This is a genomic window from Caulobacter sp. GW456-12-1-14-TSB4 (genome assembly GCF_059424195.1).
Genome location: NZ_JBWKZF010000019.1, coordinates 1 through 17,190, shown reverse-complemented (window position 1 = coordinate 17,190; position 17,190 = coordinate 1). Strand labels below are relative to the sequence as shown.

Genomic DNA, 17,190 nt, shown 5'->3' with positions numbered 1-17,190 from the left:
TTTAAACGGATGTTTAGCGCGCCCTTACGCAAGGCTCCAGTGCTTCTATGCGTCACCGAAGCGGAGTAGACAGCCGCCATGACCCAGACTCTGAAAGCGGGCGTCGTCGGCGCCGGAGTGTTCGGCGGCTACCACGCCAAGAAGTACGCCGAGCTGGAGGGCGTGACCCTGGTCGGCGTGTTCGACATCGACCTGTCGCGCGCCAAAGCTTTGGCCGAACCGCTGGGCGCGGAAGGCTTCGACGACATGGACGCCTTCCTGGCCGCCGTCGACGTGGTCACGGTCGCCACGCCCGCCGTCCACCATGCCGAAGCGGCGCTGAAGGCGCTGAAGGCGGGCAAGCCGGTCTATTCCGAAAAACCCCTTGCCGTGACGCCGGAAGACGCCGACCGCCTGGTTGCCGCCGCCGCCAAGGCCGGCGTGCCGCTGGCCTGCGGGCACCAGGAGCGCGTGGTGTTCCAGGCCATGGGCCTGCTGGACATCCCCGAGCAGCCGCTGCGCCTGGAAGCCGTACGCCGGGGCACGCCGTCAGATCGTAATCTCGACGTCTCGGTTGTGCTGGACCTGATGATCCATGACATCGACCTGGCCCTGGCCCTATGCGAGGCCCAGCCGATGACGGTGGACGGCGAGGGCGCGATCACCCGCTCGTCGTCGCTGGATTGGGTCAAGGTCGAGGCGATGTTCGAGAACGGCTTCATCGCCGTGTTCGACAGCTCCCGCGTCGCCGAGGCCCGCGAGCGGACCATGAAGGTCGTCTACCCCTCGGGCGAGGTCGAGATCGACTTCCTGGCGCGCACCTTCCGCAACACCACCCCGTTCCCGCTGATCGAGAACTTCACCGAGACCCCGGCCGGCAAGGACCCGCTGGGCCTGTCGGTCGCCGGCTTCCTGAAGGCCGTGCGTGGTGAAGCGCCGCGTCCGGTGGTGACCGGCGAGGAAGCTTCGCGGGCGCTGGACCTGGCGCTGGCGGTCGAGCAGGCGGTCGAGGGCTAGGCTCTCACCACCTCCGCCACGAAGTCGACGAACGCCCGGGTCTTGGCCGCCGGCAGGTGACGGGACGGGTAGAGGGCGTAAAGCGGGAAGGTCTCGCCGGTCCAGTCGGGGAAGAGATCGACCAGCTCGCCGCGGTCGATCAGGTCCTGCACGCCGATCACCTTGACCCGCGCGATGCCGACGCCCGACAGGCACGCGCCCATCAGGGCGCCGACCTCGTTGACGGCCAGGCGACCGGTGGTGGGGACGGTCAGGGTCTCTTCGCCGCGCCGGAAGGTCCAGGCCAGGGGCTCGCCGGTCTGGGCGTTGCGCATCTGGATGCAGGCGTGGGCCGATAGCTCGCTCGGATGCGTCGGGTGGCCGGCGCGGTCCAGATAGGCGGGGGAGGCGAGGGTGGCGGTGCGGGTCTCCAGGAGCTTCCGCGACACCAGCGACGAGGCCGGCGGATCGCCGAAGCGGATGGCCAGGTCGAAGCCGTCGCCGATCAGATCGCCCAACTGGTCGCGGGCGACCAGCTCCAGGCTGATCTCCGGATAGCGGTCGAGGAAGCTCGCCAGATGCGGGGCCAGCAACAGGCGCGAGAAGAAGGCGTCGACATTGACCCGCAGGCGCCCCCGCACGGCGGCGGCCGCGCCGGCGGTTCCGGCCACCACGTCCTCGATGCCGTTCAGCAGCGGCCCGATCTCGGCATAGAGCCGGCGGCCCTCGTCGGTCAGCGAGAGGGAGCGGGTGGTGCGTTCCAGCAGGCGCACGCCGATCCGCTGCTCCAGCCGGGCCAGGGCGCGGCTGACGCCCGACGGGGTCAGGCCCAGGGCGTCGGCGGCGCGGGCGAAGCTGCCGCACTCCACGATCGCCGCCAGCACGCCGATATTGGCCACCAGCCGTCCGTCGAAGCCCATAGGCGCCATCCGTGATTTCCAGTCATCAATGATGTGACTCAATGGCGATTAAGGCAATGAGGTCGTGAGCGTAGATATCTCGGCGCGTCATCGAACAAGGGAGCGCGCCATGTATGTCGTCACAGGGATCACTGGTCGGGTGGGCGGGGCCGCCGCCCGCCGTCTTCTGGAGGCCGGCCTGCCGGTGCGGGGCGTCGTCCGCGACGCCGCCAAGGGCGCGGCCTGGGCCGAGCGGGGTTGCGAGATCGCCCTGGCGGCCATGGACGACGCCGAGGCGCTAACCAAGGCGTTCGCCGGCGCCGAGGGCGTCTTCATCGTGCCGCCGCCGGTGTTCGATCCTCAGCCGGGCTTCCCGGAAGCGCGGGCGACCGTCGCCGCCGTGCGTCAGGCGCTGGAGGCCGCTCAGCCCGGCAAGGTCCTCTGGCTCTCCACGGTCGGCGCCCAGGCCGGTCAGCCGAACCTGCTGAGCCAGCACACCCTGATGGAGGCGGCGATCACGGACCTCGCCCTGCCGCTGACGATCTTGCGGCCGGCCTGGTTCATGGACAACGCGATGTGGGACGTCCCCGCCGCGCGCGATGAAGGCGTGCTGCGCAGCTTCCTGGCCCCCCTGGACCGCGCGATCCCGATGGTGGCCTCCAAGGACGTCGGCGACACCGCCGCCGGTCTGCTGCGTGAGACCTGGACCGGCAAGCGGATCGTGGAACTGGAAGGCCCTGCGCCAGTCAGTCCTAACGACCTCGCCGCCGCCTTCGCGCGGGTGCTGGAGCGTCCGGTCGAGGCTCAGATCGTGCCGCGCGAGACGTGGGGCGGGCTGTTCCGCGATCAGGGCATGGCCGATCCGCTGCCGCGCATCCAGATGCTGGACGGCTTCAACGAAGGCTGGCTGACCTTCGAAGGGACGCCCCGCGCTGGCATGACCGGCCTGGACGCGGTGCTCCGCGCCCTGGTCTAGGCGCTGCGGCGGATCGCCTGCGGCGGCTGGCCGTAGGCGCGGATGAAGGCCCGCCGCATCCGCTCGCGGTCGGCAAAGCCCGTCTGGTCGGCGATGACCTCGATCGGGTGGCGGGTCTGTTCCATCATCAGCCGCGCGGCCTCGACGCGCAGGTTCTCCACGGCCTTGGCCGGCGACTGGCCGGTCTCGGCGCGGAAGGCGCGGCTGAACTGGCGGGGCGACAGGTGGGCGGCCTCGGCCAGGTCCTCCACCGACAGCTCGGCGGTCAGGTTGTTGCGGGCGTAGTCGAGGGCGGTCTGGATGCGGTCGGACTTGGCGTCCATCTCCAGCAGCACCGAGTGCTGCGACTGGCCGCCGGCCCGGCGGTGGTGGATCACCAGCTTGCGGGCCACCAGGCGGGCGATCTCGGGGCCAAGGTCGTTCTCGACCATCCCGAGGGCCAGGTCGATGCCGGCGCTGGCCCCGGCCGAGGTCCAGATCGGGCCATCGACGGTGAAAATGCGGTCGGAGTCGAGCTTGATGGTCGGATAGCGCGCCGCCAGTTCGCGAGCCTGGGCCCAGTGGGTGGTGACCGAACGGTCGTCCAGCAGGCCCGCCTGGGCCAGGACGAAGGCCCCGGTGCAGATCGAGGCCGTCCGCCGGGCCGCGCCGGCGGCGCGTCGCGCGGCCGCGACCATGCTCTCGGAGACGTCCGAGCCATCCAGGTCGCCGCCGAAGATCACCGTGTCCCAGGTCCCGCCGTCCAGCGCCTCGGTCTCCATGACCAGCCCCAAGGAACTCCGCACCGGCCCGCCGGTCTCGGACAGCACCTGGACGTCATAGAACGGGGCGGGCGTGGTCAGGTTGGCGAACTCGAACACGGGCAGGGCCGCGACGCTCATCAACTGGAAGTCGGAGGAAACCACGAAGCCGATGCGGTGCATGACGGATGTCCGAAATTGCGTGTCTTAAAAGGTGGTATAAACGACATTTGAGACGCAAGCAACCGCGCCTATTCCTCTCGCCATCGGGCCAGCAAGGCCCTGAAGACTTGGGTAGCGAGAGATAAGATGAGCGAAGACAAGGGTTTCGCGCTGATCACCGGCGCGTCGTCGGGCATTGGCGCGGTTTATGCCGACCGCCTGGCCAAGCGTGGCCACGACCTGATCCTGGTGGCCCGCAGCGGGGACCGCCTCAAGGCCCTGGCGGCCAAGATCACCGGCGAGACGGGCCGCAAGGTCGAGGTGGTCGTCGCCGACCTCGGCGACCGGGCCGGCATGGCCAAGGTCGAGCAGGTGCTGAAGACGGACACGCGCATCACGACGCTGGTCAACAACGCCGGCGTCGGTTCGGCCACGCCCGCCCTGCAGGCCGATGTCGATGCGATGAGCGCGATGATCACGCTGAACGTCGAGTCGCTGACCCGCCTGACCTATGCGGTCCTGCCGGGCTTCGTGGCGCGCGGCGGCGGCACGATCATCAACATCGCCTCGATCGTGGCGGTGGCGCCGGAAATCCTCAACGGCGTCTACGGGGGCACCAAGGCCTATGTCCTGGCCTTCAGCCAGAGCCTGAAGCACGAGCTGGCCGACAAGGGCGTACGCGTCCAGGCGGTGATGCCCGGCGCGACGGCGACCGACTTCTGGGGAACGGCCGGCGTCGATATCCACCAGCTGCCGACCGAGTGGGTCATGCCGGCCACCGCCATGGTCGATGCGGCTCTCGCCGGTCTCGACCAGGGCGAGTTCGCCACCATCCCGGCCCTGCCGGAACAGGCCGACTGGACCGCGTTCGAGGCCGCGCGCGGCGTGCTGACCCCGAACCTGTCCCACAACTGGCCGGCCGCGCGCTACGGCGTGCCGGCCTAGGGGCGGGCGCTACAGGCTGACCTGGGCGCCCAGTTCCACCACCCGTCCCGGCGGCAGGTGGAAGAAGGTGGTCGGGTCGGCCGCGTTGCGCGTCAGGAAAGTGAACAGCTTGCGCTTCCAGGCGGGCAGGGCGTCGGCCGCCACCGACGGCACGATCGTGCGGCGGCTGACGAAGAACGACGTGCTCATGATGTCGAACTTCAGGCCCTGCTTGCGGCACACCGCCAGCGCCTGCGGGATGTTCGGGCTTTCCATGTAGCCGTAGCGCAGGGTGACCAGCCAGAAGCGCTCGTCCAGCACCTGGGTCTCGATCCGATGCTCGGCGGGGACGTAGGGGGTGGTCTCGTTGACCACCTTCAGCAGCACGTTGCGCTCGTGCAGCACCTTGAAGTGCTTGAGGCTGTGCATCAGGGCCGGCGGCGTCGTGTCCGGGTCCGAGGTCAGATAGACCGCCGTGCCGGGCGTCGAGGCGGCCGGGCGGCGGGCGATCATTTCGCGGAAGTCGGCGAACGGCAGGCCGTCCTTGTTCAGCTTGGTGCGCAGGCGCTCGGTGGCGGTCACGAAGATCGACATCAGCAGGCACAGGCCCGCGCCCAGGGCCAGCGGCGCCCAGCCGCCGGTCAGCACCTTCAAAAGGTTGGCGGTGAAGAAGGTCAGGTCCAGGGCGAACAGCGGCACGATCAGGGCCAGCGCCGCCCACAGGCTCCACTTCCAGACGTGGCGCACGACGATGTAGGCCAGCAGGGTGGTCACCACCATCGTGCCGGTCACCGAGATGCCGTAGGCGTGCGCCAGGGCCGAGGACGAGCGGAACGACAGCACCACCAGCACGACGCCGACGAACAGCATCCAGTTGATCGGCGCGACATAGATCTGGCCAGCCTCGGTGGTCGAGGTGATCTTGATGTCCATGCGGGGCAAGAGGCCCAGCTGGATCGCCTGCTGGGTCAGGGAGAAGGCGCCGGTGATCACCGCCTGGCTGGCGATGACGGTGGCCAGCCCCGAGAACAGCACCAGCCCGAGCCGCCACTGGTGCGGCGCCATCAGGAAGAACCAGTCGGCGTTGGGCAGGGCGGTCCCGGCGGCCGTCGCGGCGGCCAGGGCCTTGGACGCCAGGGCCGCCTGGCCGAAATAGTTCAGGGTCAGCATGGGCAGGGCCAGGCCGAACCACGACATCTGGATCGGGCCGCGGCCGAAGTGGCCCATGTCCGCGGTCAGGGCCTCGGCCCCGGTCACCGTCAGGAACACCGCGCCCATCACGAGAAAGCCGGTCAGGCCGTGGTGCATCAGGAAATAGATGGCGTAGGTCGGCGAGATCGCCGCCAGCACGCTGGGATCGTCCTTGATGTGCCAGACGCCCATCGCGCCCAGGCACAGGAACCAGCAGACCATGACCGGGCCGAACACGCCGGCCATCTTGGCCGTGCCCTTGGCCTGGAACGAGAAGAGCGCGGTCAGGATCACCAGGGCGGTGACGATCACCTCTTGCGTGCCGAACCAGTGCGAGAAGCCGGGCACCGACTTCAGGCCCTCGACCGCCGACAGCACCGACACCGCCGGCGTGATGACGCCGTCGCCGTAGAACAGCGCAGCCCCGATGGCGCCGAGGGCGAAGATCAGGCCCGTTCGGCCCTTGGCGCCCTGCTGGGCCAGGGCCATCAGCGACAGCACCCCGCCTTCGCCCTTGTTGGAGGCGCGCATCAGGAACAGGACGTACTTGATCGTCACGACCAGGATCAGCGCCCACAGGGCCAGGGACAGCACGCCCATGATCTCGGCGCGCACCAGGCCGTCGCGCGCGGCTTCGGCCAGCGCGTCGCGGAAGGCGTAGAGGGGGCTGGTGCCGATGTCGCCGAACACGACGCCCACGCTGCCCAGCGCCAGCGGCCAGAAGCGCGACGCGCCATGGCTGTGGTGGGAAGATTGAGTTGTGGGGGTGCTGGAGGCGGTTTCGGCGAGGGGTTCTTTACCCGCCATGTAAGCTCGAGGCTCCGATGCGCCGACGAGCGGTCGGCGGCGGCGCTTTACGCCCGTCGCTGCGTCGCAGCAATCGAAAACGACGGACCGACGTTCCCGTTCCCGGAAGCGTGATCAGTCGTCCAGATCGAACGGTAGCTCGTCCTGGTCGGTCGGCGTTTCGCGGCGAGCCTTGGAGACGGGCTTGTAGGTCGGGGCCGGGGGCGGCGCGTAGGGCTCGTCGTCCATCTCGTTGTCCCACGGCGGGTCGTCGAACATGTCGGGTTCGGCCGCGGGCCTGGGAGTGGCAGCCGGCGCGGCGTGCGGAGGCGTCGTCGGGCGCGAGATCGGGCGAGCCGGGGCGGCGCGCGGGGCGTCGTCGAACGACGAGCGCCGGGCCAGCGGCGGCGGAGTGTCGGGCAGGGGCGGGGGCGGCGCGTGGAAGTCGTCGTCGTCCTCTTCGTCGTCAAACACTTCCGGCGGCGGCGGCGCGGGACGGGCGGCCACGACCGGCGCGGCTTCCGGCTTGGGCTCTGGCTTGGTCGGGCGCGGCGGCAGCGGGCGGCGGACGATGGCCTCGCAGCGGGCCAGCCAGCGGTTGGCTTCCTGCATCAGTTCGCCGGGGGAACGGCTTTCGCGGCGCTGCTCGTCGCCGGGCGACCAGAGCTCCAGGGCGAAGTCGGGATGGCGCGGGTCGTCGAAGATCAGGCGCAGGGTGACCGACTGGGCCTGGGGCGCGACGTGGTCGATGGCCCGGCGGCCCTCACCCCGGAACACGCGGCCCATCACCTGGCCGTCGACCAGCAGCTCGGCGCCCATCAGCTCCTCCAGCCGATAGATCAGGCACCACGCGCCGCGATCCCAGGCCACGGCCAGCAGGTTGGTCGAGAACGAGAAGCCCGCGCCCCGGCCCCGCCCGCGCGCCACGACGAACCCTTCCGGGTCGCTTTTCAGCACATGGCGCAGAGCCCGGCGCAGGCGCCGGTCCTCGTCGCCGTACCAGATGGCCAGGCTGCCCAGGAACGTCACCGCCGAGCCGGCGATGGCCACGAACAGCAAAAGACGCGCAAGCTCGCTCATAGTCCGGGCAGGCTAGCGGCAGTTCTGATTCCCCGACAGAGGGGCTATTTCGCCGGGCACATGTCCTTGGCCTCGATCAGCGAAAGCTGCAGCGGCGGGCGGCCTGCCTCGTCCGAGGTGGACAGCAACGCCACCATCGTCCGCCCGGCCACGGTCACGCAATGCCCCTCCTGGCGCATTGGGCTATTGCGCGCGGCTCGACCGCTGTCCTGGAACGGACGTAGCGGGCCCTCGGCGGCCAGCAGGTCCAGGCTCATGCGGCGCAGGTCCTCGGCCTTGCCTTGGCCGACGCGGAGATAGCAGCCGACATAGGGCGGACTGTCGGACAGCACGACCTGGCCGGCGCCGTTCATCATGTAGAGGCCGTGGGCCTTGTCGACCTGAACGATGAAGGGGTTGGGGACATCGGCCAGCTTCACTCGCTTGCGCGCGGCGGCCAGACAGCCCTGGGTCAAGGCGTAGCGGGTGGCTTCCACCGGGGAGACCAGGGCCGACAGGGGTGGGGCAGGGGTCTTGGCGGGCGCGGCCAGGGCCAGGATCATAACGGCGGCGACAAGCATGCGAACCTCCGAAGTGAGTGTTCACACACTTGCTGCTAAACCGGAGGTGTGTCGAGTGGAATCCTAGTCGCGGAAGTGGCCGACGACCGGCACGTGGTCCGAGGGCTTTTCCTTGTCGCGTTCGTCGCGGTGGATGACCACGGTCTCCAGGCGATCGACGGCTTGCGGCGAGCACAGCAGGTGGTCGATGCGGATGCCCAGGTTCCGGGGCCAGGCGCCGGCCTGGTAGTCCCAGAACGTGTAGCCGCCCGGCGCGCCGTCGACCTGCATGTAGGCGTCGGTGAAGCCCAGGTTCTTCAGCGCCCGGAACGCGCCTCGGCTTTCGGGCTGATAGAGGGCGTCGCCCAGCCAGGCTTCGGGATTGGCCACGTCCTCGGCCTCGGGGATGACGTTGTAGTCGCCCAGGATGACCAAGGGCTCCTCGAAGGCCAGCAGGCCTTGGGCGTGGGCGTGCAGCCGGCGCATCCAGGCGAGCTTGTAGTCGAACTTCTCTGTGCCGATCGGATTGCCATTGGGCAGGTAGATGCCGACCACGCGGAACGGGACCGGCGCGCCGATCACCGCCTCGACATAGCGCGACTGCTCGTCGACCTCGTCCTCGGACAGGAACGGCAGGCCCTTGCGGACGTCTTCCAGCGGGAACTTCGAGAGCAGGGCGACGCCGTTATAGGTCTTCTGGCCGTGGACGACGACGTTGTAGCCCAGCCGCTCGAAGGCCTCGGTCGGGAACTTCTCATCGACGCATTTGATTTCCTGCAGCACCGCGACGTCCGGGGCTTCCGATTCGAACCACGCCAACACGCCTTCCAGGCGAGCGTTGATCGAATTGACGTTCCATGTGGCGATACGCATTGACGGCTCCAGACTGCGGCGGGAGGCTAGAGCCCATGAAGGTCGCGCTCAAGTCAGCTAGGAAGCCTATCGATCGGAGACAGCTGGCGTTGATGGTGCTGGCCACCGGCGCATGCCTGCTGTTCGCCGCCATCGGCGCGATCCTGGCCATCTTCACGCCGCTGGTCTTCGACCGGGCGGGCAACATGCTGAACCCGATCGCCTGGCTGGGCTTCGCGTTCGCGGCGCTGTTCTGGGTCGTGTGCCTGCTGGCCCCGCTGGCCGGCTGGATCCTGTGGCGCAAGGGCCAGACGCAACTGGCCTGGGCCGCGATGGCCGCGCCCCTGGCCTGGGGCGCGCTGACGCTGACCCTGCTGCAGTTCGTGCCCGCCTAGCGGAACTAGATCGAGAAACTCACGCCGCAGCCGCAGCTGGACTTGGCGTTGGGGTTGCGGACCCGGAACTCCGCGCCGGCCAGTTCGTCGACGAAGTCGATCTCCGAACCCTTCAGCAGGGCCATCGAGACGACGTCGACCAGGGCCACGGCGTCGTCACGCTCGACCTTCAGGTCGTCGTCCTCGACGGCGTCGACCAGGTCGAAGCGGTACTGGAAGCCGGAGCAGCCGCCGCCATCGACGGCGACGCGCAGCATGAGCGGGCGGCCCTCGGTCTCGCCGATGGCCTTGATCCGACGCGCGGCGTTTTCGGAAAGCGTTAAGTCTACTTGGGTCATGGCTGTGGAAAAGTCACCTTGAGCCTATATGAGGGTGACATGGCCTCTAAGGAAGGGGTCAAATCGTCCAACGCGATAAAGGCGGTTCATGACCTCGACCCCGTACTTCGTCCCGCGCGCGCCTTACGCCGAAGATCCGTTCAAGTCGCGGGGCCGTCGGTTCAACGAGGACGAGAGCCGTACGCGCACGCCGTTCGCGCGTGATCGCGACCGCATCATCCACACCTCGGCCTTTCGCCGTCTGAAGGAAAAGACCCAGGTCTTCGTGGCCCACGAGGGCGACAACTTCCGCACGCGCCTGACCCACTCGCTGGAAGTGGCGCAGGTGGCCCGCTCGCTGGCCACCGCGCTGGGCCTCGACAGCGACCTGGCCGAGACCATCGCGCTGGGTCACGACATCGGCCACCCGCCGTTCGGCCATGCCGGCGAGGACGAGCTTGAGCTGCAGATGAGGGAGTTCGGCGGCTTCGACCACAACGTCCAGACCTTCCGGGTCGTGACCGAGCTGGAGCACCGCTATCCGGACTTCCTGGGTCTGAACCTGACCTGGGAGACCCTGGAAGGGATCATCAAGCACAACGGCCCGGTGACCAACAAGCTGGGCAAGCCGTCCTGGAAGGCGATCCAGAAGTACGACGCCGAATACGACCTGGGCCTGAACACCTGGGCGTCGGCCGAGGCGCAGGTCGCGGCCCTGGCCGACGACATCGCCTACAACAACCACGACGTCGACGATGGCGTCACCGCGGGTCTGTTCACCCTGGACGAGCTGATCGACGTGCCGCTGATCGGCCCGATCCTGGCGGCCGTGAAGAGCGAGCGCCCCGATCTGGAGCCGCGCCTGACCCACCTGGAGGCCATCCGCCGGATGATCGGCGCGATGATCGACGACGTGATGGGCGAGACCCTGCAGCGCGCCGCGGCCACCGGCGTCGGCTCGGCCGACGACGTCCGCGCCCTGGACCACGCTCTGGTCGCCTTCTCGCCGGACATGGCCGAGGACCTGGCCCGCCTGCGCGCCTTCCTGCACGAGCGGATGTACCGTCACTGGCGCGTCAACCGCACCCGCAGCCAGGCTCGCCGTATTCTGGGCGAAATGTTCGTTCTATTCCTGAAGGAGCCGGAGGTCCTGCCGACCGTCTGGTTCGCCAAGTCGCAGAACCGCGACGAAGCCGGCCGCGCCCGCGTGGTGTGCGATTACATCGCAGGCATGACCGACCGCTTCGCGATAGAAGAACACCGTAAGCTGTTCCACCTCGACGTCTGGAACTAGGCCGTAAGGCCGATAGACTCAGACCGGGGACGCGAGCGGCCGATCGTCTGCCACCTGAACGGGGCGGGCGCTTCTTGGACGGGCCGCCGTTGGGTAACCTAGGGTCGCGCGCGTCTGATTCGATGCGTTCGACCTGTGCGCCCCTGTTCGGCGCCCAAGCGTACCTGGAGCCTATCTGAGATGTCCGATCCGCACCGCGGGGCCTATACGCCGCCCACCGACGCGCCGTTGTCGTTCGATGCGCGTCAGCCCGTGCGGGGCGCGCGCCCGCTGCCCATGACCCTGATCATCAGCGCGGTGGTGCTGGTCACGCTCGTCGTGGGCGTGATCCTGGTCTATCGCGGCGGCGTGCGGAATCCGAACGATCCGCCGCAGGCCGTCGGGACCGAAGTGGCCCAGATGAAGACCCCGCCGCCGGCCGGCAGCCAGCCGCAGGACCCGGCCGCGGGCCTGCAAATCTATCACAACGAGGACCCGCAGCCGTCGGCGACCTTCGCCGCGCCGCCCGAGGCGCCGCAAGCCCGTCCGGCCGTGCCGCTGAACACCGCGCCGGTGCAGACCGCCGCCATCCCGGCCGCCAAGCCCGCGCCGACGACCCCGGCCCCGACCGCTCCGGTCGCCGCCAAGCCGGCCCCGACCATCGAATCCCTGGCCACCGCCGCCACCCAGAAGCCGGCCGCCAAGCCGGTGCAGGTCGCCGCCGCGACGCCGGCGCCGGCCGCCGCCGCGCCCAAGCCCGTCGCCACGGCCTCCGGTCCGGCCGTCGTGCAGATCGGCGCGCTGTCCTCGCCCGCCCTGGCCGACAAGGCCTGGGCCGACGCCACCCGCCTGGCGCCGGGCCTCGCCGCCGGCAAGGGCAAGAAGGTCGAAGCGATCGACAAGAACGGCACGACGCTCTACCGCACCTCGGTGACGGGCTTTGCTTCGCGTGAAGCGGCCAAGGCCTTCTGCGAGGCGATCTCGGCCTCGGGCAAGTCCTGCTTCGTCAAATGAGCCTGCTGATGGGCGCTTCCTCTTCCGCCGCCATCCTCGGCTGCGCCGGGACCACACTGACGGCCGAAGAGGTCGCCTTCTTCAAGGACGTGAAGCCGTGGGGCTTCATCCTGTTCAAGCGCAACATCGCCGATCCCGAGCAGGTTCGCGCCCTGACCGCCGCCCTGCGCGCCACGGTCGGCCGTGACGACGCCCCGATCCTGATCGACCAGGAGGGCGGCCGTGTCGCCCGCCTGCAGCCGCCGCACTGGCGGACCTATCCGCCGGGCCGGGCCTATGGCGCCCTGGTCGCCAACGATCCGCTGGTCGCCCGCGAGATCACCCGCCTGGGCTCGCGCCTGATCGCCCACGACCTGCGCTCGATCGGCGTCAATGTCGACTGCGTGCCGGTGTTGGACGTGCCCGATCCCAAGGGCCACGAGATCATCGGCGACCGCGCCTATGGCGACACGCCCGAGCAGGTGGCGACCCTGGGCCGCGCGGCCGCCGAGGGCCTGCTGGCCGGCGGTGTGCTGCCGATCATCAAGCACATCCCCGGCCACGGCCGCGCCATGTCCGACAGCCACCTGGAGCTGCCGGTCGTGAAGGCCAAGCTGGCCGAGCTGGACGCGCGCGACTTCGCGCCGTTCCGCGTGCTGTCCGACATGCCGATGGCGATGACCGCCCACGTCGTCTACACGGCCATCGATCGCAACCGTCCGGCCACGACGTCGAAGAAGGCCATCAAGAAGATCATCCGCGAATCCATCGGCTTCGACGGACTTCTGATGAGCGACGACCTGTCGATGAAGGCGCTGAGCGGCGACTTCAAGCAGCGCGCCAAGGACAGCTTGTCGGCCGGCTGCGACGTCGTCCTGCACTGCAACGGCGACATGGCCGAGATGAAGGCCGTGATGTCCGGCGTCGGCAAGCTGGGCAAGGAAGCCCGCCGCCGCGCCCAGGCCGTCATGGGCCGCCTGGTCAAGGTTCCAGAACCCTTCGACGTGGCCGAGGCCCGGGCCCGTTTCGACGCGGCGTTCGACGGCAAGTACGCTTGAGCACGGGCTTCCAGCCCACCTTCGACTTTGCCGCCGCCGATGAAGCGGCTGAAGACGGCGCGGCGCTGGTCATCGACATCGACGGCTATGAAGGTCCGCTGCACGTGCTGCTCGCCTTGGCGCGCAGCCAGAAGGTCGACCTGCTGCAGCTGTCGATCACCAAGCTGGCCGAGCAATATCTGGCCTTCGTCCAGCAGGCCCGCCGCGTGCGCTTCTCGCTGGCGGCCGACTATCTCGTCATGGCCGCCTGGCTGGCCTATCTGAAGTCTCGCCTGCTGCTGCCCAAGCCCGAACGCGCCAAGGCCGAGGAGCCGCCCGCCGAGGAGATGGCCGCGCAGCTGGCCTTCCGCCTGGCCAAGCTTGATGTCATGCGCAAGGCTGTCGAGGCCCTGAAAGAGCGGCCGATCCTGGGCCGCGACGTCTTCATGCGCGGCGACCCGGACGCGGTGAAGATCGTCTCCTCGACCCGGCTGGAGGGCGACCTCTACGGCCTGATGAGCGCCTACATCACCCAGCGCAAGCGCGAGCACAGCCGCCACTACGCGCCGCGTCCGCCGACCGCCTATCCGCTGGAAGACGCCCGCGACCGCCTGCGCAGCCTGCTGCCGAAGATGGACGACTGGACCGTGCTCTCCACCGTCGCCCCGATCGAGAAGGCGCTGGAGGACGACGACGGCCCCACGCCCGCCTCCTACCTGGCCTCGACCCTATCGGCCTCGCTGGAGCTGGTGAAGGAGGGCATCCTGGAGGCCCGCCAGATGGAGCACTTCCAGGACATCTACTTGCGGACCAGGGCGGAGCCGCTAGAGGTCAGCGAATGACCGCCCCGCTGGAACCTCTCTTCGTCGAACGCTGCATCGAGGCGCTGCTGTTCGCGGCGGCCGAGCCGCTCAGCGACGTCGACCTGGCCAAGCGCCTGCCGGAGGGCGCGGATATCGCCGCCGGCCTGGCGGGCCTGCAGGCGCGCTATGAGGGCAGGGGGATCGAGTTGGTCTGCGTCGCCGACCGCTGGCGCTTCCAGACCGCGACCGACCTGGCGTTCCTGATGACCGAGGAGCGCGAGGAGCCGCGCCGCCTGTCCAAGGCCGCCCAGGAAACCCTGGCCATCGTCGCCTATCACCAGCCCGTCACCCGGGCCGAGATCGAGGCGGTGCGCGGCGTGCAGGCCAGCCGGGGCACGCTGGACGTCCTGCTGGAGCTGGGCCTGATCCGCATGCGCGGCCGTCGGCGCACGCCGGGCCGGCCGGTGACGTTCGGGACGACGGACGCGTTCCTGGAGCACTACGGCCTGGCCACGCTGTCGGACCTGCCGGGCATCGCCGAGATGAAGGCCGCGGGCCTGCTGGAAATGAACCTGCCGCCGGGCTTCAGCGTACCCGACCCGCTGGGCATCCGGAATGACGACGAGGATCCGCTGGAGCTGGACGACGGCGAACAGCCGGAATTCGCCCAGGACTTCCTGGGCGAGCCTGAGAAGGCGGAAAGCTAGGGCGGCCTTACGCCATGATGTCGGCGACGAGACCCTTCTGATCCTTCTTGTCCGGATCGTTCTGGACCTGCTGCTTGATCATGTCCTTCATCTTCTGCTCGATCTTGGCGCGCTCCTCGGGGCTCATCGCCTTGAGCTGCTCCTCGGTCACGCCCAGCTTCGCCAGCATCATGGCCCGCATCTTTTCGGCGGGCGTCATGGCCTGGAACTTCAGGAATTCGTCCTTGGCCGACATTTCGCCGACGCCGGGAGGCGACGACGTGCTGGCGGTGATCCCGCTATAGGCGCCGGCGTAGCTGGACGAACCGATCGACGAAATGGACATGGACGCGCTCTCGCACCTGAGGGTGCGACACTATGTGCAAGGCGCGCGCCAACCGCAGGAAGCTAGGCTTTACAAATCCTTAGCGGGCCTGGGTGCGAGCGAAGCGGAACCGGTCGGTCAACTCCGCCGAGCAGAACTTGCCCACAAGCTGCGCTAGGCGCCTGTGGCCTCGCGTCCCTAGGGTGGACGATGGCCCCCGGCTCCTTGAGGGCCTATAGTCTTCGGCATGTTGTAACGACGCGTCTCAGCGGCTATCTGGCGCTGTCGCAAGGAGTCTCGGTTATGGGAAGTCTCGGTCCGATCCACTGGATCATCGTCGCCGTCGTGGTGCTGCTGCTGTTCGGCGGCCGCGGCAAGCTGTCGGGCATCATGGGCGACGCGGCCAAGGGCATTCGCGCGTTCAAGGACGGCCTGAAGGACGACACCAGCAGCGAAGTCGCCGACAACAAGTCCAAGGGCGCCCTGCCGCGCACCGAGCAGGAAGCCGAAGAGCTCCGCAAGTCGTAAGACCCTGAAGCGCGCGGGGAGGGGTTCTTCGCGCGCGTCTGTCCAATCACGGGGAGCTCCTGGCTCCGCCGTTCTAAGGCGCGTCCATGCTTCCTGATATCGGCGGCACAGAACTCCTTGTCATCGCCGCCGTCGCTTTGATCGTGGTTGGTCCCAAGGATTTGCCCGCACTGCTGCGCAAGCTCGGCCAATTCGTGGGCCGGATGCGGGGCATGGCCTCGGAATTCCGCGCCAGCTTCGACGAGATGGCCCGCCAGTCGGAGCTGGACGAGCTGCGCCGCGAAGTGCAGGCCATGCGCTCGGGCCAGTTCAGCAATCCTGTCCAGGCCGCGACCGACGCGGGCAGCGCCCATGTCGATCAGGTCTTCGCCGACATCGACGCCTCGCTGTCCAGCGGCGCGACCCAGATGCACCCCTATGCCGGGGCCGAGATCCACAATCCGGCCCTGAGCACCGACAATTCGGTCCCCGCGCCGAGCGTCGAGATCGTCGAGAAGCCCAAGCGCGCCCCGCGCAAGAAGGCCGTCGCGGTCGCCGAACCGGCTCCGGTCGAGACGGCGCCAAAGAAAGCAACGGGGGCTCCGCGCAAGCGCGCCGCCGCCAAGAAAGACATCACGGTCGAGGCCCCCAAGGCCGCCCGCGCGCCGCGTAAGCGCGCGGCCAAGGCCGGCGGCTCCACCGCTTCGGACATCGTCTCGTGAACGACAAGGCCATCGGATACGAACCCGAGGACGAGATCGAGTCCTCGCGCGCCCCGCTCCTCGACCACCTGATCGAGCTGCGCACGCGCCTGATCATCTGTGTCGGCGCCATCGCCGTCGCGTTCGGCGTCTGCTTCGCCTTCGTGAAGCCGATCTTCCTGTTCCTGGTGCGCCCGTTCACCGTGGCCGAGGGCCTGAAGGCCATTCAGGACGCGGGCGGCGCCCACCATGGCTCGTTCGACCTGGTGCTGGCGCTGATCGGCGTCAAGAAAGTGCCGGTGGGCGCGCTGAAGGACATCACCCTGCAGGCCACAGCGCCGCTGGAGCAGTTCTTCACCAACATCAAGCTGTCGGCGTTCGCGGCTATCGTCCTTGCCTTCCCGATCATCGCCTGGCAGCTGTACCGCTTCGTCGCGCCGGGTCTGTACAAGAAGGAGCGCAACGCGTTCCTGCCGTTCCTGATCGCTTCGCCGGTGCTGTTCCTGCTGGGCGCGTCGCTGGTCTATTACGTGATGCTGCCGTTCGTTCTGTGGTTCTCGCTGAGCCAGCAGATCGTCGGCGACGGCGTGAAGGTGGTGCTGCAGACCAAGGTCTCGGAGTACCTGACCCTGGTCACGACCCTGCTGCTGGCCTTCGGCCTCAGCTTTCAGCTGCCGGTGGTGCTGTCGCTGGGCGGCCTGGCGGGTCTGGTCAGCTCGCAGATGCTGCGCACGGGCCGTCGCTACGCCATCGTCGCCGTCTTCGTGGTCGCCGCCGTGGTCACCCCGCCGGATCCCATCAGCCAGATCACCCTCGCGGTGCCGCTGTGCCTGCTCTACGAGATCTCGATCTGGTGCGTGTGGCTGATCGAGCGCCGCCGCAAGAAGGACGACGACGAGGAAGCCGGCAAGGACATCGTGGCCACCTGATCTTCTCCTTCCCCCTTGATGGGGGAAGGTCGGGATGGGGGTGACCTGCTGAGATGGCCGCAGCGTCCGGCGGCAGCCGCCGTATTCACCCCACCCCAAC

General features: G+C 68.7%; 20 protein-coding genes. 12 read left to right on the top strand and 8 right to left on the bottom strand.

Translation table 11 applies throughout. The annotated features are described in order from the left end of the window. Positions 1 to 78: 78 nt before the first annotated feature. Entirely contained in the window at positions 79 to 996 is a 918-nt protein-coding gene (locus AC07YH_RS17460; RefSeq protein WP_494748227.1) for a Gfo/Idh/MocA family protein, read from the top strand. Here the strand turns inward: AC07YH_RS17460 and AC07YH_RS17455 are convergent. After that, positions 993 to 1,904: a LysR family transcriptional regulator gene (locus AC07YH_RS17455; protein WP_494748226.1), complete on the bottom strand. Its 912-nt coding sequence runs from the start codon at positions 1,902 to 1,904 to the stop codon at positions 993 to 995. The two genes, AC07YH_RS17460 and AC07YH_RS17455, sit on opposite strands and share 4 nt — an antisense overlap. 100 nt (positions 1,905 to 2,004) lie before the next feature. Between AC07YH_RS17455 and AC07YH_RS17450 the strand changes: the two genes are divergently transcribed. Then, positions 2,005 to 2,850, top strand: coding sequence for an NmrA family NAD(P)-binding protein (locus tag AC07YH_RS17450; RefSeq protein WP_494748225.1), 846 nt, complete (start codon positions 2,005 to 2,007; stop codon positions 2,848 to 2,850). Here AC07YH_RS17450 and AC07YH_RS17445 read toward each other — a convergent pair. Then, a complete protein-coding gene (locus AC07YH_RS17445; protein WP_494748224.1) occupies positions 2,847 to 3,773 on the bottom strand; it encodes a GlxA family transcriptional regulator in 927 nt (308 codons plus the stop codon). The genes AC07YH_RS17450 and AC07YH_RS17445 overlap by 4 nt on opposite strands. Positions 3,774 to 3,899: 126 nt before the next feature. On the opposite strand from AC07YH_RS17445, the gene AC07YH_RS17440 reads away from it, so the two are divergent. Beyond that, complete coding sequence (locus AC07YH_RS17440; protein WP_494748223.1) at positions 3,900 to 4,697, top strand: SDR family NAD(P)-dependent oxidoreductase; 798 nt, start codon at positions 3,900 to 3,902, stop codon at positions 4,695 to 4,697. A 9-nt stretch (positions 4,698 to 4,706) separates the two neighbouring features. On the opposite strand, the gene AC07YH_RS17435 is transcribed toward AC07YH_RS17440, so the two are convergent. The 4 genes from AC07YH_RS17435 to xth all read right to left on the bottom strand — a co-directional run bounded on the left by AC07YH_RS17435 (position 4,707) and on the right by xth (position 9,145). Then, on the bottom strand, positions 4,707 to 6,674 hold the full coding sequence (locus AC07YH_RS17435) for a potassium transporter Kup (protein WP_494748222.1): 1,968 nt from the start codon (positions 6,672 to 6,674) through the stop codon (positions 4,707 to 4,709). Positions 6,675 to 6,788: 114 nt separating this feature from the next. After that, complete coding sequence (locus AC07YH_RS17430) at positions 6,789 to 7,733, bottom strand: hypothetical protein (RefSeq protein ID WP_494748221.1); 945 nt, start codon at positions 7,731 to 7,733, stop codon at positions 6,789 to 6,791. Positions 7,734 to 7,777: 44 nt separating this feature from the next. Next, a complete protein-coding gene (locus tag AC07YH_RS17425) occupies positions 7,778 to 8,293 on the bottom strand; it encodes a hypothetical protein (RefSeq protein WP_494748220.1) in 516 nt (171 codons plus the stop codon). Positions 8,294 to 8,356: 63 nt separating this feature from the next. Next, entirely contained in the window at positions 8,357 to 9,145 is a 789-nt protein-coding gene (xth, locus tag AC07YH_RS17420; RefSeq protein ID WP_494748219.1) for an exodeoxyribonuclease III, read from the bottom strand. Between xth and AC07YH_RS17415 the strand changes: the two genes are divergently transcribed. Next, positions 9,145 to 9,519: a hypothetical protein gene (locus tag AC07YH_RS17415; protein ID WP_494748218.1), complete on the top strand. Its 375-nt coding sequence runs from the start codon at positions 9,145 to 9,147 to the stop codon at positions 9,517 to 9,519. The two genes, xth and AC07YH_RS17415, sit on opposite strands and share 1 nt — an antisense overlap. Positions 9,520 to 9,524: 5 nt before the next feature. On the opposite strand, the gene erpA is transcribed toward AC07YH_RS17415, so the two are convergent. Next, a complete protein-coding gene (gene erpA / locus AC07YH_RS17410) occupies positions 9,525 to 9,857 on the bottom strand; it encodes an iron-sulfur cluster insertion protein ErpA (protein ID WP_494748217.1) in 333 nt (110 codons plus the stop codon). Positions 9,858 to 9,945: 88 nt separating this feature from the next. On the opposite strand from erpA, the gene AC07YH_RS17405 reads away from it, so the two are divergent. The 5 genes from AC07YH_RS17405 to scpB all read left to right on the top strand — a co-directional run bounded on the left by AC07YH_RS17405 (position 9,946) and on the right by scpB (position 14,649). Next, entirely contained in the window at positions 9,946 to 11,130 is a 1,185-nt protein-coding gene (locus AC07YH_RS17405) for a deoxyguanosinetriphosphate triphosphohydrolase (RefSeq protein WP_494748216.1), read from the top strand. 180 nt (positions 11,131 to 11,310) lie between these two features. Further along, positions 11,311 to 12,123, top strand: a complete 813-nt coding sequence (gene ftsN / locus AC07YH_RS17400) for a cell division protein FtsN (RefSeq protein WP_494748215.1) — start codon at positions 11,311 to 11,313, stop codon at positions 12,121 to 12,123. Next, positions 12,120 to 13,160, top strand: a complete 1,041-nt coding sequence (gene nagZ / locus AC07YH_RS17395; protein ID WP_494748214.1) for a beta-N-acetylhexosaminidase — start codon at positions 12,120 to 12,122, stop codon at positions 13,158 to 13,160. The genes ftsN and nagZ overlap by 4 nt, the downstream gene beginning before the upstream one ends. After that, entirely contained in the window at positions 13,157 to 13,981 is an 825-nt protein-coding gene (locus AC07YH_RS17390; protein ID WP_494748213.1) for a segregation and condensation protein A, read from the top strand. Before nagZ ends, AC07YH_RS17390 begins: the two co-directional genes overlap by 4 nt. Next, positions 13,978 to 14,649 (top strand): SMC-Scp complex subunit ScpB, encoded by a 672-nt coding sequence (scpB, locus tag AC07YH_RS17385; RefSeq protein WP_494748212.1) that lies wholly within the window; start codon positions 13,978 to 13,980, stop codon positions 14,647 to 14,649. Before AC07YH_RS17390 ends, scpB begins: the two co-directional genes overlap by 4 nt. 7 nt (positions 14,650 to 14,656) lie before the next feature. Here the strand turns inward: scpB and AC07YH_RS17380 are convergent, their stop codons facing one another. Beyond that, positions 14,657 to 14,974 (bottom strand): hypothetical protein, encoded by a 318-nt coding sequence (locus tag AC07YH_RS17380; protein ID WP_494748211.1) that lies wholly within the window; start codon positions 14,972 to 14,974, stop codon positions 14,657 to 14,659. A gap of 282 nt (positions 14,975 to 15,256) precedes the next feature. On the opposite strand from AC07YH_RS17380, the gene tatA reads away from it, so the two are divergent. From tatA to tatC, 3 genes are all read left to right on the top strand, one after another. Further along, the gene (tatA, locus tag AC07YH_RS17375; protein WP_099579690.1) at positions 15,257 to 15,481 is read left to right on the top strand and encodes a twin-arginine translocase TatA/TatE family subunit; all 225 of its coding nucleotides are present in this window, start codon (positions 15,257 to 15,259) and stop codon (positions 15,479 to 15,481) included. 86 nt (positions 15,482 to 15,567) lie between these two features. Beyond that, positions 15,568 to 16,182, top strand: a complete 615-nt coding sequence (gene tatB, locus AC07YH_RS17370; protein ID WP_494748210.1) for a Sec-independent protein translocase protein TatB — start codon at positions 15,568 to 15,570, stop codon at positions 16,180 to 16,182. Beyond that, complete coding sequence (gene tatC / locus AC07YH_RS17365; protein WP_494748209.1) at positions 16,179 to 17,090, top strand: twin-arginine translocase subunit TatC; 912 nt, start codon at positions 16,179 to 16,181, stop codon at positions 17,088 to 17,090. The genes tatB and tatC overlap by 4 nt, the downstream gene beginning before the upstream one ends. The last annotated feature ends 100 nt before the right edge of the window (positions 17,091 to 17,190 follow it).

Bases quoted from the DNA above. Each gene is read 5' to 3' on its own strand.
- AC07YH_RS17405 (WP_494748216.1), top strand. From the start codon at position 9,946: ATGACCTCGACCCCGTACTTCGTCCCGCGCGCGCCTTACGCCGAAGAT.
- tatB (WP_494748210.1), top strand. From the start codon at position 15,568: ATGCTTCCTGATATCGGCGGCACAGAACTCCTTGTCATCGCCGCCGTC.
- ftsN (WP_494748215.1), top strand. From the start codon at position 11,311: ATGTCCGATCCGCACCGCGGGGCCTATACGCCGCCCACCGACGCGCCG.
- AC07YH_RS17435 (WP_494748222.1), bottom strand. From the start codon at position 6,674: ATGGCGGGTAAAGAACCCCTCGCCGAAACCGCCTCCAGCACCCCCACA.
- AC07YH_RS17460 (WP_494748227.1), top strand. From the start codon at position 79: ATGACCCAGACTCTGAAAGCGGGCGTCGTCGGCGCCGGAGTGTTCGGC.
- AC07YH_RS17455 (WP_494748226.1), bottom strand. From the start codon at position 1,904: ATGGCGCCTATGGGCTTCGACGGACGGCTGGTGGCCAATATCGGCGTG.
- AC07YH_RS17440 (WP_494748223.1), top strand. From the start codon at position 3,900: ATGAGCGAAGACAAGGGTTTCGCGCTGATCACCGGCGCGTCGTCGGGC.
- xth (WP_494748219.1), bottom strand. From the start codon at position 9,145: ATGCGTATCGCCACATGGAACGTCAATTCGATCAACGCTCGCCTGGAA.
- AC07YH_RS17430 (WP_494748221.1), bottom strand. From the start codon at position 7,733: ATGAGCGAGCTTGCGCGTCTTTTGCTGTTCGTGGCCATCGCCGGCTCG.
- AC07YH_RS17450 (WP_494748225.1), top strand. From the start codon at position 2,005: ATGTATGTCGTCACAGGGATCACTGGTCGGGTGGGCGGGGCCGCCGCC.
- AC07YH_RS17445 (WP_494748224.1), bottom strand. From the start codon at position 3,773: ATGCACCGCATCGGCTTCGTGGTTTCCTCCGACTTCCAGTTGATGAGC.
- erpA (WP_494748217.1), bottom strand. From the start codon at position 9,857: ATGACCCAAGTAGACTTAACGCTTTCCGAAAACGCCGCGCGTCGGATC.
- AC07YH_RS17425 (WP_494748220.1), bottom strand. From the start codon at position 8,293: ATGCTTGTCGCCGCCGTTATGATCCTGGCCCTGGCCGCGCCCGCCAAG.
- nagZ (WP_494748214.1), top strand. From the start codon at position 12,120: ATGAGCCTGCTGATGGGCGCTTCCTCTTCCGCCGCCATCCTCGGCTGC.
- tatA (WP_099579690.1), top strand. From the start codon at position 15,257: ATGGGAAGTCTCGGTCCGATCCACTGGATCATCGTCGCCGTCGTGGTG.
- AC07YH_RS17380 (WP_494748211.1), bottom strand. From the start codon at position 14,974: ATGTCCATTTCGTCGATCGGTTCGTCCAGCTACGCCGGCGCCTATAGC.
- scpB (WP_494748212.1), top strand. From the start codon at position 13,978: ATGACCGCCCCGCTGGAACCTCTCTTCGTCGAACGCTGCATCGAGGCG.